The organism is Bradyrhizobium ottawaense, from assembly GCF_002278135.3.
Lineage (GTDB): Bacteria > Pseudomonadota > Alphaproteobacteria > Rhizobiales > Xanthobacteraceae > Bradyrhizobium > Bradyrhizobium ottawaense.
This window is the reverse complement of sequence record NZ_CP029425.2, coordinates 5,726,833-5,742,643: the sequence shown is the minus strand read 5'-3', so window position 1 is coordinate 5,742,643 and position 15,811 is coordinate 5,726,833. Positions and strand designations below refer to the sequence as shown.

The following is a 15,811-nucleotide window of genomic DNA, read 5'->3' as shown; positions in this document are numbered from 1 at the left end:
CCGACGCCCGGCCGCAGCAAACCTGTGGGATTCGCTCCGACGTCCTAAACGGCTTCTTAAGTGGGGGCCTCCTATGATCGCGCCGGACCCATCCCATGTCCGCCATTTTACCGTGCATTACCCGGGCGCATGAGCCAGACATCGATCGAGCGGCTGAGGGAATATCTCGCGCAGCTCCCGCCGCAGGCGCAGGCGCTGCTGATGCGGGAGTTCGAGCGCGCGCTCGAGCGCGGCCAGGATAGGGCTGTCGCGACCCTCGTGCTCGAGCAGTTGCGCAAGATCGTCCGCAAGTCGGAAGCCGATGAAGCCCCGCCGCCGCGCACGGACGATCTGTCGCGGCTGTTGTTCCAGGCGCTGGAACCGTTCCTGATCGAGGCCGGCGTCCCGCTGCGGGTCGGCCAGATCCGCCGCACTTCGCTGCAGCCGATCTGGCAATGGCTCGGCCGCGACGGCGCACCGGACAAGGTGAACGAGTTCGAGGCCGCGCTGGCGCGGATGCCCCCCGATAGTGCGGGGCAGGTCGAGGCCCTCGCGCAGAAGCTCCAGGGGGTGGCTGCGGATGCCATTTTCGAGCTGACCGGTCCCGGCGGCGGCGACAAGTCGCGCGCGCTCGCCCGGGTCGGCCCGCCCAACGTGATCGAGGACCTCTATTCGATCGGAGCGGTGCTTCAGGTCCGGGAGGCCATCGCCGGCTTGAACGAGAAGCTGCCGCGCACTCTGCGCGCTTTCGGCGATCCGCAGATCGCCTCGGTGACGTCGGCGCTCAACATTCCGGTCCTGCAGACGCCGCAAATGCTGCCCTTCGCGCTGTCGATCGTGGTGCAGCGGATGACTGCCCCGTGGCAGATCATCCGCCTCGCCATCAAGATTGCCGCGTCCGACGACGAGATCCGCGTCGCGGCGACGCCTTACGGCGTTGCCGTCACGATCGCGCTGCACGACCTGTCCTGTGTTGCCGCTACCCTGCGCATGGACATCAAGCGCGGCCATTTCGACAACGTTGCCGGCAACCTCAAGGCGCTGCACGACGGCGTGCGCGGCCTGCGCACCGAGCTCGACCTGCGCAACGATTCCGCCTGGGGCAAGCAATTGACCTCGATCCGGGCCGACATCTCCAATGCGCTGCAATCCGAGATCGACAGCGTTCCCGGCCGCGTTCGCCGCATCCTGCGCCAGCGCCCCGAGAAAGACATTCCGCCGGGCGCACGGATCGACAGCACCGAGGTGGAGGAAACGGCGGCGCTGATCGATTTCGTCGCGACCTGCCGCAATTATGCGAGCGAGCTTGCGATCAACGAGGTGACGCTGCGCACCTATTCCGACCTTCAGCAATATGTCGAACGCTCGACCGAGCAATTGGTGCAGTCGCTGCGCGCCGCCGATCACAAGGTGCGCACCTATCGGCAGCAGCAGGTGCAGGCCGCGATTCGCTTCTGCCAGGTGCTGTTTGGCGATGATTACGCCTCGTTGATGAGCCGGGCCGCGGAGAACGCAGCGACCGGCGAGCGTAAATCGTCGCGCGCAAGCTAGCCTAAGCGCATATTTTCGTGATCACAATTTGTGGTTGACGGTGCCGGTGGTGCGCCGTACGGTCCCCGTGCAAGTCCGGGGAACTTCTATTTGTGGGCGCATGAAACCCGTAATCAGCTCCATCGAAATTGAGAACCGCATCATTGTTGCCAAGTATCAAAGACTGATGGTCGGCGCCAAAGTGGTGCTGGTCGAGAAGGCAAGCGGTCGGCAACTCTCCGAGACAATCACGAGGGTTGCATCCCCGGTTCCCGTCGGAGCGCTGCGCATCAGATTGCCGGACGCAGTCAAGCCGGGAACATACTTCCTGAGGGCCTTCAACGGCCACGGTGAGGACGCCGCGCAAAGTACGGACTTCGAGATCGGCTAAGCCGTTGGATTTTCACCGTTTCGAGACCGTGCGCGGTCGCGCCAAATTGACAATTGTCAATTGCCGCATCATCCGGCCGTGGTGTAAAGCCACCTATGGGCGCGGTTCGTGCGCTGCCGGAAGCTTGCCAGATGACGCTATGGTTCGTGTTCGCGCTGATGACGGTCGCGGCGATTTTCGCCGTGCTCTGGCCGCTTGGCCGCAATGGACGCGCGCAAGACCAGGGCAGCGAGGTCGCGGTTTACAAGGACCAGCTGGCCGAGATCGAGCGTGATCTCGCCGCAGGCTTGATTCCTGCGCCGGACGCCGAGGCTGCGCGCGTCGAGATCAGCCGCAGGCTGCTCGCCGCGGCCGCCAGCGAGCCCGTCGTGGCGCCGAAATCGAATCTCAAATGGCGCCGCGCGGCGGCCGTGCTGGCGCTCGCTGGCCTGCCGCTCGTTGCGATCGGCGTCTACATGCCACTCGGCTCGCCCCGGCTTCAGGACTTTCCCCTGGCGCAGCGCGAGCGTGGATCCGGGTCCGGCGTGGCGCAGTCGCTCGAGAATCTCGTCGTGCAGGTCCAGCAACATCTGGAGAAGAATCCGACCGACGGGCGCGGCTGGAATGTGCTTGCGCCGGTGTTGGAGCGGCTCGGCCGTTTCGACGATGCCGTGCGCGCCTATCGCAACTCGCTCACCTACAATGGCGAGAGCGCGGAACGCCGGTCCGATCTCGGCGAAGCGATCTCGGCTGCCGCCGGGGGTGTGGTGACCGTCGAGGCCAAGGCGGAATTTGAGCGTGCGCACGCCCTGAACGCGGACGATCCCAAGGCGAACTACTTCCTCGGCCTTGCCGCCGAGCAGGACGGCCGCAAGGACGATGCAGCCACGATCTGGCGCGCGTTGCTTGCGAAAGCGCCCGCGGATGCGCCGTGGCGTGCCCTGGTGCAGTCCTCGCTGGTGCGGGTCGGTGGCGGGACGATGCCGGCGCTGTCCGACGAGACGATTGCTGCGTCCAAGGATATGGCCGAAGGCGATCGCAACGCGATGGTGCGCGGCATGGTCGATCGTCTGGCCACCCGGTTGAAGCAGAACGGCGACGACGTCGATGGATGGCTGCGGCTGGTGCGCGCCTATCTCGTGATGGGCGAGCGGGACAAGGCCATGGGGGCATCGGCCGATGCCCGGCAGGCGGTTGCCAGCGACGCCGAGCGGCTGCGCCAACTTGATGAAGGCCTCAGGACTCTCGGGCTCGGCGGATGACGATGTCGGGACAAGAGACGCGGAGAACGGATACGCCATGACGCGCAAGCAGCGACGTATGACCATCATCGGCGGCTCGCTCGTCGTGCTCGCGCTCGCGGCCGCGCTGGTGCTCAACGCACTTCGCGACTCCATCGTGTTCTTCTCGACGCCGACCATGGTCGCCGAGAAGCACGTCGAGCCCGGCAAGCGGTTTCGCCTCGGCGGGCTGGTACAGCCCGGCTCGCTCCAGCGCGGCGACAATCTCGCGGTGACCTTTGAGGTTGCCGATGGCAACGCCAAGCTGCCGGTGGCCTACAAGGGCATCCTGCCCGACCTGTTCCGCGAAGGGCAGGGCGTCGTCGCCGAGGGCGCGCTTGACGCCCATGGCGTGTTCAAGGCTGATACCGTGCTGGCCAAGCACGACGAGACCTACATGCCCAAGGACGTTGCCGATGCCCTGAAGAAGCAGGGGCACTGGAAGGACGATTACGGCGGCAAGCCCTCTGATAGCGGCAAGACGTCCGATGCGGGCAAGCCCGCGGCGACGACCGCACAGGGCAATCCGCAGGGAGCAATGCGGTGATCGCAGAATCCGGACATTACGCGTTGGTGCTGGCGCTTGGGCTCGCACTGATCCAGTCAATCGTGCCCCTGATTGGCGCGCGCCTGAACGATGTCGCGCTCATGAATGTGGCGCGATCCACGGCGCTAGCGCAGCTCCTGTTCGTCGGTGCCTCGTTCGTAGCTCTCGTGATGCTGCACGTGAACTCGGACTTTTCCGTCGCCAACGTCTACGAGAACTCCCACTCGATGAAGCCGCTGCTCTACAAGATCACCGGCGTGTGGGGAAACCATGAAGGCTCGATGCTGTTGTGGGTGTCGATCCTCGCGTTGTTCGGCGGGCTCGTTGCGGCGTTCGGCAATAATCTGCCGCTGTCGCTGCGCGCGCACGTGCTTGCCGTGCAGGCATGGGTCGCCAGCGCCTTCTATCTGTTCATCCTCGTGACGTCGAACCCGTTCCTGCGTATCGCCACCCCGCCGATCGAGGGGCGCGATCTCAATCCGGTGCTCCAGGACATCGGCCTCGCCGTGCATCCGCCGATGCTCTATCTCGGCTATGTCGGCTTTTCGATCTCGTTCTCCTTCGCGATCGCGGCGCTGATGGAGGGCCGGATCGACGCAGCCTGGGCGCGCTGGGTGCGGCCGTGGACGCTAGTGGCCTGGATATTCCTCACGCTCGGCATCGCCATGGGGTCGTACTGGGCCTATTACGAGCTCGGCTGGGGCGGCTGGTGGTTCTGGGATCCGGTCGAGAACGCCTCGCTGATGCCGTGGCTCTCCGGCACCGCGCTGCTCCATTCCGCCCTGGTGATGGAGAAGCGCAACGCGCTGAAGGTCTGGACCATCCTGCTCTCGATCCTGACCTTCTCGCTGTCGCTGCTCGGCACCTTCCTGGTGCGCTCGGGCGTCATCACCTCCGTGCACGCCTTCGCCACCGATCCCACCCGCGGCGTGTTCATTCTGCTGATCCTCTGCCTGTTCATCGGCGGCAGCCTGTCCCTGTTCGCGGGCCGCGCCACGTCGTTGAAGCAGGGCGGCCTGTTCGCGCCGATCTCGCGCGAGGGCGCGCTGGTGCTGAACAATCTGCTGCTCACCGTGGCCTGCGCGGTCGTGCTGTTCGGCACGCTCTATCCGCTCGCGATGGAAATGCTCGCCGACTTCAAGATGTCGGTCGGCGCGCCCTTCTACAACCTCACCTTCGCGCCGCTGTTTACGCTGTTGCTGCTTGCCGTGCCGTTCGGGCCGATGCTGGCGTGGAAGCGCGGCGATCTGCTCGGCGTCACGCAGCGCCTGCTCGCGGCGGGCGTCGCCGGGCTCGTCGCCGTCGCCATCGCCTGGGGCTGGGCCAGCGGCGGCAGCACGTTGGCGCCGCTCGCGATCGGGCTCGGCATCTTCGTCATCGGCGGTGCCGCCACCGACATCGTCGAGCGGACCGGGCTCGTCCGGCTGCCGTTTGCAACGGTGCTGCACCGGGCGCGCGGCCTGCCGCGCTCGGCCTGGGGCACGACGTTCGCGCATGCCGGCCTCGGCGTCGCGCTGATCGGGATCGTCTGCGAGACCACCTGGAACAGCGAATATATCGCGACCATGAAGCAGAACGACGTCGCCCACATCGCCGGCTTCGACGTGAAGCTCGACGGGGTGCTGCAGCGTCAGGGCCCGAACTACCGCGAGATGATCGCCGAGTTCAACGTCAGCCTCGATGGCAAGCCACTCAGCGTCATGACGCCCTCCAAGCGCAGCTTCACCACCCGCGGCTCCTCGACCACCGAGGCCGCACTGCTGACGCGCGGCGCGAGCCAGCTCTACATTTCGCTCGGCGAGGCCAATGCCGAGGGCGCCATCGCCGTGCGCATCTATCACAAGCCGCTGGTGCTCCTGATCTGGTGGGGGCCGGTGCTGATGGCATTCGGCGGCGTGCTGTCGCTGTCCGACCGGCGGCTGCGGGTCGGCGCGCCGAAGCCGGCGCGGGCCAAGCAGCGCCTCCAGCCGGCGGAGTGATCCGATGCGCCGGATGATGGCCGCGTTCGTCCTGCTGATGCTGCTGGCCTTGCCTGCGGCCCACGCCGTGCAGCCCGATGAGATCATGCCGGATCCCGCCAAGGAAGCCCGCGCGCGGGAGCTGTCGCGCGAGCTGCGCTGCATGGTCTGCCAGAACCAGTCGATCGACGATTCCGATGCGCCGCTGGCGCGCGACCTGCGGCTCCTGGTGCGCGAGCGCATCGGCGCCGGCGACAGCAACTCGCAGGTGCTCGACTTCCTGGTCGCGCGCTACGGCGAGTTCGTGCTGCTGAAGCCACGCTTCGAACGTCAGACCCTGCTGCTGTGGCTGCTCGGGCCGCTGCTTCTGATCGGCGGTGGCCTGGCGCTGTGGCTGCAAATCCGCCGTCGCTCGCGGAGTGGTGCAGACATACCTGCTCCGCCGCTCACTGCGGACGAACAGGCGCGGCTCGCCGCGTTGATGTCCGATGATGCGAAGTCGTCCTAGCCTACGTAGTGATACTTACGCCGCTGGGCGCAGCTTGTTTCATGCTCTGTTGACCTTTGTCTGGAAGCTTGTCGCAAGATTCGATTCCAGCCTTTGAGTCCCCCGATGTTCGCGAACAGCAATCTGACGATCCGCTTCCTGGTCGGCGCCGTCGTCGCTGCATTATTGTTTCTGCTGGGCATCGGCGGCGGCACCGGCTTCATCGCGGTGCTCTATCTCAACAACGAGATCACCAGCCTGTCGGCGGACTTCGCAGCACTGAGCGGCCCCGCGCGCGACCATGCCATGCAGATCTACCAGCAGGCGCAGACCGCGTTCTCCTATTTCCTGATAGCCTGCGGCGTGATCGCGGTCGTCGCCGTCGCGATCTGCCTCACCACCTGGTTCGCCGTGCGCAATGGCATCCTCAGTCCGCTGGCCGCGATCGTGCATGCCATGCGCGAGGTTGCGGACCAGAAGTTCCAAACATCGGTTCCGGGGCTCGGCCGCACCAATGAGATCGGCCTGCTCGCCGGTGCGCTGGAGGTCTTCAAGACCAACGGGCTCGAGCGACGCCACCTCACCGAGCAGCAGCTGCGCGAAGCCCAGCACCAGGCCGAGCGATCGAATTTCCTGGACGACCGGATCAAGCGCTTCAACGACCTCGTCGCCAGCGTCGTCGACAGCGTGGCCTCATCGGCGGTGCATCTGAAGAGCAACGCCGAGACGCTGTCGCGGACCGCCAACGACACCAGCACCAAGGCCAATGCGGTTGCGAGCGCGGCGGGCCAGGCCAGCGCCAGCGTGCAGACGGTCGCCGGTTCTGCCGAGGAGATGACGAACTCGATCGGCACGATCAGCCGCCGCGTCACCGACGCGACGCAGCGCGCCGAGGGCGCGGCGTCCCAGGCGGAGAAGAGCCGCGACACCATCCACACGCTGTCCGATGCCGCCGACAAGATCGGCGAGGTCGTGCAACTCGTGCAGGCGATCGCATCGCAGACCAATCTGCTGGCGCTGAACGCCACCATCGAGGCGGCGCGGGCTGGGGAGGCCGGCAAGGGGTTTGCGGTGGTCGCCTCCGAGGTGAAGAATCTGGCGCATCAGACCAGCAAGGCGACGGAGGAGATCACCTCTCATGTCGCCAGCATACAGGGCATCACCGCGGAGACGCGCGGCGCGATCGACGGCATTTCCAAGACGCTGTCGGAGATCTCGTCCATCATGTCCGGCATCGAGGTCGACACTGCCCAGCAGCGCAACGCGACGCAGGAGATCACGCGCAGCGCCCAGAGCGCCGCGCACGGAACCCTCGACGTCTCCAACCATATCGTCCAGATCACCTCGACCTCCGCGCAGACCGGCCGCATGGCCGCCGAGGCGCGGGATTCCGCGGTCGACCTGTCGCAGCAGGCCGCGACCCTGAAGCGCGAAGTCGACGAGTTCATCGTCAGCGTCAGGGCAAGCTGAGCGCGCCAAAACGCGCTTGCGACGCCATCACGGGAACTCGGTTAAGTTCCTGTGAGGCCACAATTTTCGGTGTGCGCTGAACTGCCGCATCGCAGCTAGCCCTTCATTACAAAAGTTTAACCCCGCCGCCAGCGCACGGTAAGGCGGGAGCCCCCATCTTCAGGACCGTAAGGTGCCGCCATCGGGCACCAAATGGATTTCAAGGCCCTGGAGATCTCCGCATGACCGACCGTCCCGACCTCTCGAACCTTCCGTCCTACCGGCAGCCGCGCCGGTCGGTGTTTTCCGCGCGCAAGTTCGCGCTGATGGCCTCGGTCGTCGCCGGTCTCGGCGCCGCCGTCTATGGCTTCAGCCCCTCGACCTCGCCGGCCGACCTGTTCTCGAGCCCGGCGCATGCGCAGGTCAACAACGAGGTCCGCAAGGTCGAACGCCCAGTCGGTTTCGCCGACATCGTCGAGCGTGTGAAGCCGTCGGTGATCTCGGTGAAGGTCAACATCAAGGAGAAGACCGCGAGCAACGACGATGGCGATGATTCCTCCGCGCCGTTCCAGCCGGGCTCGCCGATGGAGCGCTTCTTCCGCCGCTTCGGCGGTCCGGATGGTTTCCCGGGCCTGAAGGGCGGCCGTGGCCGCGTCGTGCAGGGCCAGGGCTCCGGCTTCTTCATTTCGGCCGACGGCTTTGCCGTGACCAACAACCACGTGGTCGACGGCGCCGACAAGGTCGAGGTCACCACCGATGACGGCAAGACCTACACCGCCAAGGTGATCGGCACCGACCAGCGCACCGACCTCGCTTTGATCAAGGTCGAGGGCAGCTCGAACTTCCCGTTCGCCAAGCTCGCCGACGCCAAGCCGCGCATCGGCGACTGGGTGCTCGCGGTCGGCAATCCCTTCGGTCTCGGCGGCACCGTGACCGCCGGCATCGTCTCGGCCAGCGGCCGCGACATCGGCAACGGTCCGTATGACGATTTCATCCAGATCGACGCGCCCGTGAACAAGGGCAATTCCGGCGGTCCCGCTTTCGACACCAACGGCGAGGTGATGGGAGTCAACACCGCGATCTACTCGCCCTCCGGCGGCAGCGTCGGCATCGCGTTCTCAATTCCGGCGAGCACCGTCAAGAGCGTGGTCGCCCAGCTCAAGGACAAGGGCTCGGTCAGCCGCGGCTGGATCGGTGTGCAGATTCAGCCTGTCACCTCCGACATCGCCGACAGCCTCGGGATGAAGAAGGCTGAAGGCGCGCTGGTGGCGGAGCCTCAGGCCAACGGTCCGGCCGCGAAGGCCGGCATCGAGTCCGGTGACGTGATCACCGCGGTCAACGGCGAGTCCGTCAAGGACGCCCGCGAGCTTGCCCGCACCATCGGTGGCATGGCGCCCGGCGCGACCGTGAAGCTCAACGTGCTGCACAAGGGCCAGGACAAGGTCGTGAACATGACGCTCGGCCAGCTGCCGAATACGGTCGAGGCCAAGGCCGACAACGACAATGATAGCGGCAAGGGTGCGAGCAAGGGCACCGACGTGCCCAAGCTCGGCATGACCGTTGCCCCCGCCAATTCGGTGGCCGGCGCCGGCAAGGAAGGCGTCGTGGTCACCGAGGTCGATCCGAAGAGCGCCGCGGCCGAGCGCGGTTTCAAGGAAGGCGACGTGATTCTCGAAGTCGGCGGCAAGAGCGTGGCCACCGCCGGCGAAGTCCGCGACGCCATCAACATGGCGCGGACCGACAACAAGAACAGCGTCCTGATGCGCGTGAAGAGCGGCGGCCAGTCGCGCTTCGTCGCGGTGCCCCTCGCCAAGGGCTGAGGCTTCAGGAGGCCTACGAGATGAAGGGTGTCGCCGGCATCAGTCGCCCCCGCCGACGGCGCCCTTCGGGGAAGCAGCGCAACGTTCGCTTCCCCTCTCTACCTTCCGGTGGAATTACGCCCCCCTCCGTCGGAAGGCCTAGGGCGGTGAGGTCCCCCCAGCTTCACCGCCCGCCTTTTTCTCGATGCCAGAGTCTCCCACTCGGCTTGCATGCGATTGCCGCTCGCGCCATGTTTAGAGAAGGTTGACCTCCTTGACCGCCGCCGAACGCACGATGCGCCTCCTCATCATTGAAGACGACCGCGAATCCGCCGACTACCTCGTGAAGGCGTTTCGCGAGGTCGGACACATTGCCGACCACGCCGCCGACGGCGAGGAAGGCCTCGCCATGGCCGAGAACGGCGATTACGACGTGCTGGTGGTCGACCGCATGCTGCCCAAGCGCGACGGCCTGTCGCTGATCGGTGCGCTGCGTGAGCAGGACAACACCACGCCGGTGCTGATTTTGTCCGCGCTCGGACAGGTCGACGACCGCATCAAGGGCCTGCGCGCCGGCGGCGACGACTATCTGCCAAAGCCCTATTCCTTCGCCGAGCTGCTGGCCCGGGTCGAGGTGCTGTCGCGCCGCCGCGGGGGACCTGCCGAGGACACGCTCTACCGCGTCGGCGATCTCGAGCTCGACCGGCTCTCCCACCGCGTCGCCCGCGGCAAGGACGAGCTGACGCTGCAGCCGCGCGAATTCCGCCTGCTCGAATATCTGATGAAGCATGCCGGCCAGGTGGTGACGCGCACCATGCTGCTCGAGAACGTCTGGGACTATCATTTCGATCCGCAGACCAACGTGATCGACGTGCACATTTCGCGGCTGCGCTCCAAGATCGACAAGGGCTTTGAGCGGCCGCTGCTGCACACGATCCGCGGCGCCGGGTACATGATCCGTGACGGCATTCGGTAAACTCGTCCGCACCACGGCGTTCCGGCTGACGCTGGTCTATCTGCTGCTGTTCGCGATGTTCGCCGCCTCGCTGCTGGCCTATTTCGCCTGGAATACGCGGCGGCTGATCACCGAGGAAATCACGCAGACGGTCAATGCCGAGACCTCGGAGATCTCCGAGATCTACGGCCGCCGCGGCCTGCGCGGCCTCGTGCTCGCGATCGAATATCGGGCGCTACGCCCGGGCGCCAACCTCTATCTCGTGACGACGCCCACAGGGCAGGCGATCGCCGGCAATGTCGGCTCGCTGGCACCCGGCGTGATGGCGACGCGCGGCTGGTCGGAGACCGCCTACCGGCGGATCGAGGACGCCGATGACCGCGACCATCGTGCGCTCGTGCGCGTCACCGAACTGGAAAACGGCTTCCGGCTTCTGATCGGCCGCGACCTCGCCGAGCGGCGTCGCCTGTTCGGCATCGTCGCCAAGGCGGCGCAATGGTCGATCCTGATCGTCGTCGTGCTCGGTCTCGGCGGCGGCATCTTCGTCGCGCGCCGCGTGCTCCGGCGCATCGACGCGATGACCGGGACCGCGCAGCGCATCATGACCGGCGATCTCAGCGGGCGTCTACCGGTGGGGCGTAGCGGCGACGAGCTCGACCGCCTCGCGGAAAACCTCAATGCCATGCTGGAGCGGATCGAGGCGCTGATGGCTGGCTTGAAGGAGGTCTCCGACAACATCGCCCACGACCTCAAGACGCCGCTGACGCGCTTGCGCAACCGCGCCGAGGAGGCGCTGGCGAAATCGGGCTGCGAAGCCGATTACCGCGCGGCGCTGGAGCGGACCATCGAGGAATCCGACGGTCTGATCCGCACCTTCAACGCGCTGCTGATGATCGCGCGCGCGGAGTCCGGGCAGGCGCGCGGCAACATGGATGATTTCGATGCGGCCGATGTCGCAAACGGCATCCACGAGCTCTACGAGCCACTGGCCGAGGACGACGGCATGACCTTGAAGGTCAGGTGCGAGCCGACACCGGTTCACGCCAATCGCGAGTTGATCAGCCAGGCGCTCGCCAATCTTGTCGAGAATGCGATCAAATACGGCAAGCCGGTCGCACAGACCGGTGGAACCGTGGTCAGCATGGACGCGAGGCCGATCACGATCGAGGCCAGACGCGACGGCGACAAGGTGCTGCTCAGCGTCACCGATCGCGGTCCCGGCATCCCCGAAGCCGACCGCGCGCATGCTGTCGAACGATTCGTTCGCCTGGAAGCGAGCCGCACGCTGCCGGGCTCGGGCCTTGGTCTCAGCCTCGCCTCTGCTGTTGCGACATTGCACGGCGGTGAGTTGAAATTGGGCGATGCCCAGCCCGGTCTCGTCGCCACGCTGGTGCTGCCCGCGCGCGCCGGGGCCGGCGACAGGGTTGCTCCGCCAATACCGGATGTGCCACAGAAGGTGGCATGAACCACTCCGCGCCGGGAAACGCGGACAAGCATGGTGAGAGGCTGGCCGCGCGCTTCGCGGAGGCTCCCCATATTGCCGCTTCCACAACCGACGAACGACGTCTTGAAAGCTGGCTGTCCGAGCTCGAGCCGGCCCAATCGGCGCGTCTCGAAACGCTGCTGGCGCATCCCTTTGCGCAGGATATCCTGGCAGGTATCGCGGAATTCTCGCCCTATCTGTTCGATCTGGTGCGCGCCGATGCCTTGCGCCTGATCCGGTTGCTCGAATGTGATCCGGATGCGCATCTGACGGCCCTGATCGCGGAGGCGAGGGGGGCGGTGCTCGCGGCCCCTGACGAGGCCGAGGTGATGCGGCTGCTTCGCCGCATGAAGGCCGAGGCCGCGCTCCTGACCGCCTTGTGCGACATTGGCGGGGTCTGGCCGGTGATGCGGGTGACGGCGGCGCTCACGGACGTCGCGGTGTCCTCGGTGCAGGCGGCGCTCCAGTACCTGCTGCGGCAGGAAGCCGCACGTGGCAAGCTCACGCCGCCCAATCCCGAGGCGCCCGAGGAAGGCTGCGGGCTGATCGTGCTCGCCATGGGCAAGATGGGCGCGGGCGAGCTGAACTATTCCAGCGACATCGATCTCATCGTGTTCTTCGATCCTGATGCCACGACGCTCGCGCCCGATATCGAGCCGCAGCCGTTCTTCGTCCGGGTCACGCAGGGGATGGCGCGCATCCTGCAGCAGCGCACCTATGACGGCTATGTGTTCCGCGTCGATCTGCGCCTGCGTCCCGATCCATCCTCGACGCAGGTCGCGATCTCCAGGGACGCCGCGCTGGACTATTATGAGCGGGAAGGGCGCACCTGGGAGCGCGCCGCGATGATCAAGGCGCGCGCCTGCGCCGGCGATGCCAAAGCGGGTGAAGCCTTGCTGGCCGAGATCGCGCCTTTCGTCTGGCGCAAGCATCTCGACTTCGCCGCGCTCGCCGACGTCCACGACATGAAGCGGCAGATGCAGACCTATCGCGGCCAGAGCGAGGTCGCGGTGGAAGGGCACAATGTCAAGGTCGGTCGCGGCGGCATCCGCGAGATCGAGTTCTTCGCGCAGACCCAGCAATTGATCGCCGGCGGCCGCCATCCGGAATTGCGGGTGCGGCCGACGCTGAGGGCGCTCGACATTCTCGCGTCCAGGAACTGGATCACCCCTGCTGCGCGCGACGAGTTGACCATTGCGTATGAATTCCTGCGCCGGGTCGAGCATCGCCTCCAGATGATCGCCGACGAGCAGACCCACGCGCTGCCCGAAGACAAGGACGCGGTCGAGCGTTTTGCGCGCTTCTTCGGCTATACGGATCGCGAGGCCTTCGCGGGCGAGCTGCTGCGGCAGCTCAAGATCGTGCAGGGGCACTACGAAAAGCTGTTCGAAGGCGACGATCCGACCGGCACGGCCAGGCTGCCCGCGCTCGACTACAGCGCAGGCCCCGACGATCCGCGCCTGCTCCATCATCTGGCGACGCTCGGGTTCAAGAAGCCGGCCGCCGTCGCGCAGACGGTGCGCGACTGGATCACCGGCGACTACCGCGTGTTCCGCAATGAGGCGACGCGCAGCGCCTTCGTCGAGTTCGTGCCGGCCCTGATCGACGGCCTCGCCCATGCCGAGGAGCCGGATCGCGCCGTCGTGGCGTTCGATCAATTCCTTGGGGCGCTCCAGCGCGGTGGCCGGCTGATCACGCTGCTCGGCCAGAACCGCGAGCTCGTCGCGCTGGTGGCGCTGGTGCTCGGCGCTGCGCCGCGGCTCGGCGAGATGCTGGCGCGGCAGCCGCAGCTCATGGATGGCCTGATCGATCCGCGCTTCTTCGGCGCCATGCCGGACAGGCAGGAATTGTCGGGACGGTTAGCTGCGACCGTGCAGGATGCTGGCTCATACGAAGAGTTCCTCGATCGCCTGCGCCTGTTCGGGCAGGAGAGCCTGTTCCTGATCGGCACGCGCATCCTCTCCGGCACCGTGTCGGCGCAGCAGGCCAGCACGGCCTTTGCCGATGTCGCCGAAGGCATCGTCCACACCGTGCACGGCCTCGTTGCCGACCGCTTCGCGGCCCAGCATGGCCGGATCAAGGGACAGGAGACCGCGATCATCGCGATGGGCCGGCTCGGCAGCCGCGAGATGACGGCCTCGTCCGATCTCGACCTGATCCTGCTCTACGATTTCGACAGCGACAATCCGGACTCGGACGGACCGAAATCGCTGCAGGGCGCGCACTACTTCGCGCGCTTCACGCAGCGGCTGATCAGCGCGTTCACGACGCGCACCAATTACGGCGTGCTCTACGAGATCGACATGCGGCTGCGTCCTTCAGGCCGCGCCGGTCCCGTCGCCTCGAGCCTGGTCTCATTCGCGGATTACCAGGCCAACGAGGCCTGGACCTGGGAGCATATGGCGCTGACGCGGGCGCGCGTGGTGTCGGCTTCGCCCGAATTCCGGGAACGGATCGAACACGTCATTCGCGACGTCCTGACCCGTCGCCGCGATTCCGCCATCACCGCCAACGACGTCGCCGACATGCGGCGCGCCATCGCCCAGGAGAAGGGCGAGGCCGATTGCTGGGACCTCAAACATGCCGCCGGCGGCATGGTCGACATCGACTTCATCGCGCAATATCTGCAGCTCGTGCACGCTCACGACAAGCCGGAGATCCTCGACGTCAGCACGATGCAGGTGCTGGACAATGCATGCAGGCTCGGCGTCCTTCCGCAATCGGAGACCGAGATCTTGCGCGCCGCGGCGCGGCTCTATCACGACCTGACGCAGATCCTGCGGCTTTGCGTCAGCGACCGCTTCAAGCCCGAAACCGCCGGCACCGATCTGCAGCGTGTGATGGCGCGCGCCGGCGACGCGCCGGATTTCTCGTCGCTGGAGGCGCGTGTGAAGGAGACCCAGAGCGAGGTGCGGCGCGTGTTCAGGGCGCTGCTGGAAGGGACGTCGCCTTCAACGAGCTGAGCGCCTGGCGGACGTCAGGCTCCAGGCCCGCGCCGCCGGCGTCGAGATGGGCGAAGATCGCGCGCTTCATCCGAGGATCCCAGAACTTCTTGATGTGCTCGGCAATCCCCGGCACGGCCTTGCCGTGGCCCTGGCTCTCGAAGAACTTGCCGATCTGGTTGGCCATGTAGATCAGGCGGTCAGGCGACATCGGCAACCTCCGTGGCATGGCGAGCGGCGACCCGGTCACCATGCGAAAACACTTCGAACCCGTCCTGGCGGGCAATGGCGATCAGCGTGATGCCTGCGGCCTCCGCAGTGCGTACTGCAAGTGCGGTGGGCGCGGACACCGCGACCATCACCGGCGCGCCGATCGCGGCGGCCTTCTGCACCATCTCGACCGAGACGCGGCTCGTCAGCAGCACCATGCCGCCGCGCGTATCCGTGCGGCTGCGCGCCAGCGCGCCCGCGAGCTTGTCCAGCGCATTGTGGCGGCCGACATCCTCGCGCAGCGCGACGATGTGGCCGGTAGTAGACCAGAACGCGGCGGCGTGAACCGCGCGGGTCTGCAGATTGATCGATTGCAGCGGCGCGATCGCCTGCATCGCCGCCATGATCTCTTCCGGCGTGAAGCTCTGCCCCTGCGGCACGACCGCCGCGGGGCGCACGGCTTCAGCGATGGACTCGATACCGCAGATGCCGCAGCCGGTGGGCCCCGCGATGTGGCGGCGGCGCTCGCTGATGAGCGCCGCATCTTCCGCCGTTAGCCACATCCTGAGCTCGATGCCGTCGTCGAGGCGAACGACGTCGAGCGATTTGATGTCATCGACCGACTTGATGATGCCTTCGCTCAGGCTGAAGCCGACGGCAAAATCTTCCAGGTTCTGCGGCGTCCCCATCATGACGGCATAGGTGCCGCCATTATAGGTCAGCGCCAGCGGCGTCTCCTCCGGAATGAACCGCGTTCCTTCGGACGCGACGCCGTTGCGCCAGATTCCGCGATCAATCGCCTGGACAGCTACATGCATGCGG

At 66.4% G+C, this 15,811-nt stretch carries 13 protein-coding genes; 11 read left to right on the top strand and 2 right to left on the bottom strand.

What is annotated here, in order from left to right:
• The first annotated feature begins 129 nt into the window (after positions 1 to 129).
• From CIT37_RS27345 to CIT37_RS27295, 11 genes are all read left to right on the top strand, one after another.
• A complete protein-coding gene (locus tag CIT37_RS27345) occupies positions 130 to 1,530 on the top strand; it encodes a hypothetical protein (RefSeq protein WP_095426470.1) in 1,401 nt (466 codons plus the stop codon).
• Positions 1,531 to 1,630: 100 nt separating this feature from the next.
• Entirely contained in the window at positions 1,631 to 1,900 is a 270-nt protein-coding gene (locus CIT37_RS27340) for a hypothetical protein (protein WP_028143006.1), read from the top strand.
• Between the two features lie 131 nt (positions 1,901 to 2,031).
• A complete protein-coding gene (gene ccmI / locus CIT37_RS27335) occupies positions 2,032 to 3,141 on the top strand; it encodes a c-type cytochrome biogenesis protein CcmI (protein WP_028143007.1) in 1,110 nt (369 codons plus the stop codon).
• Positions 3,142 to 3,178: 37 nt separating this feature from the next.
• Entirely contained in the window at positions 3,179 to 3,706 is a 528-nt protein-coding gene (gene ccmE, locus CIT37_RS27330) for a cytochrome c maturation protein CcmE (protein WP_095426590.1), read from the top strand.
• Positions 3,703 to 5,685, top strand: a complete 1,983-nt coding sequence (locus CIT37_RS27325; RefSeq protein WP_038947101.1) for a heme lyase CcmF/NrfE family subunit — start codon at positions 3,703 to 3,705, stop codon at positions 5,683 to 5,685. Before ccmE ends, CIT37_RS27325 begins: the two co-directional genes overlap by 4 nt.
• A gap of 4 nt (positions 5,686 to 5,689) precedes the next feature.
• On the top strand, positions 5,690 to 6,172 hold the full coding sequence (locus CIT37_RS27320) for a cytochrome c-type biogenesis protein (protein ID WP_038970597.1): 483 nt from the start codon (positions 5,690 to 5,692) through the stop codon (positions 6,170 to 6,172).
• A gap of 105 nt (positions 6,173 to 6,277) precedes the next feature.
• Entirely contained in the window at positions 6,278 to 7,621 is a 1,344-nt protein-coding gene (locus CIT37_RS27315) for a methyl-accepting chemotaxis protein (protein WP_095426471.1), read from the top strand.
• 221 nt (positions 7,622 to 7,842) lie between these two features.
• Positions 7,843 to 9,420 (top strand): Do family serine endopeptidase, encoded by a 1,578-nt coding sequence (locus CIT37_RS27310; RefSeq protein ID WP_028143012.1) that lies wholly within the window; start codon positions 7,843 to 7,845, stop codon positions 9,418 to 9,420.
• 274 nt (positions 9,421 to 9,694) lie between these two features.
• The gene (locus CIT37_RS27305) at positions 9,695 to 10,375 is read left to right on the top strand and encodes a response regulator transcription factor (RefSeq protein ID WP_095426591.1); all 681 of its coding nucleotides are present in this window, start codon (positions 9,695 to 9,697) and stop codon (positions 10,373 to 10,375) included.
• Positions 10,359 to 11,819, top strand: coding sequence for a sensor histidine kinase (locus CIT37_RS27300; RefSeq protein WP_095426472.1), 1,461 nt, complete (start codon positions 10,359 to 10,361; stop codon positions 11,817 to 11,819). Before CIT37_RS27305 ends, CIT37_RS27300 begins: the two co-directional genes overlap by 17 nt.
• Positions 11,816 to 14,800, top strand: coding sequence for a bifunctional [glutamine synthetase] adenylyltransferase/[glutamine synthetase]-adenylyl-L-tyrosine phosphorylase (locus CIT37_RS27295; protein WP_095426473.1), 2,985 nt, complete (start codon positions 11,816 to 11,818; stop codon positions 14,798 to 14,800). Before CIT37_RS27300 ends, CIT37_RS27295 begins: the two co-directional genes overlap by 4 nt.
• Here CIT37_RS27295 and CIT37_RS27290 read toward each other — a convergent pair.
• Both CIT37_RS27290 and fdhD read right to left on the bottom strand, forming a co-directional pair.
• Positions 14,760 to 14,990: a formate dehydrogenase subunit delta gene (locus CIT37_RS27290; RefSeq protein WP_028143015.1), complete on the bottom strand. Its 231-nt coding sequence runs from the start codon at positions 14,988 to 14,990 to the stop codon at positions 14,760 to 14,762. The two genes, CIT37_RS27295 and CIT37_RS27290, sit on opposite strands and share 41 nt — an antisense overlap.
• Positions 14,980 to 15,807 carry a formate dehydrogenase accessory sulfurtransferase FdhD gene (fdhD, locus tag CIT37_RS27285; RefSeq protein WP_095426474.1) on the bottom strand — a complete coding sequence of 276 codons (828 nt, stop codon included), beginning with the start codon at positions 15,805 to 15,807 and terminating at the stop codon, positions 14,980 to 14,982. Before fdhD ends, CIT37_RS27290 begins: the two co-directional genes overlap by 11 nt.
• Between the last annotated feature and the right edge of the window lie 4 nt (positions 15,808 to 15,811).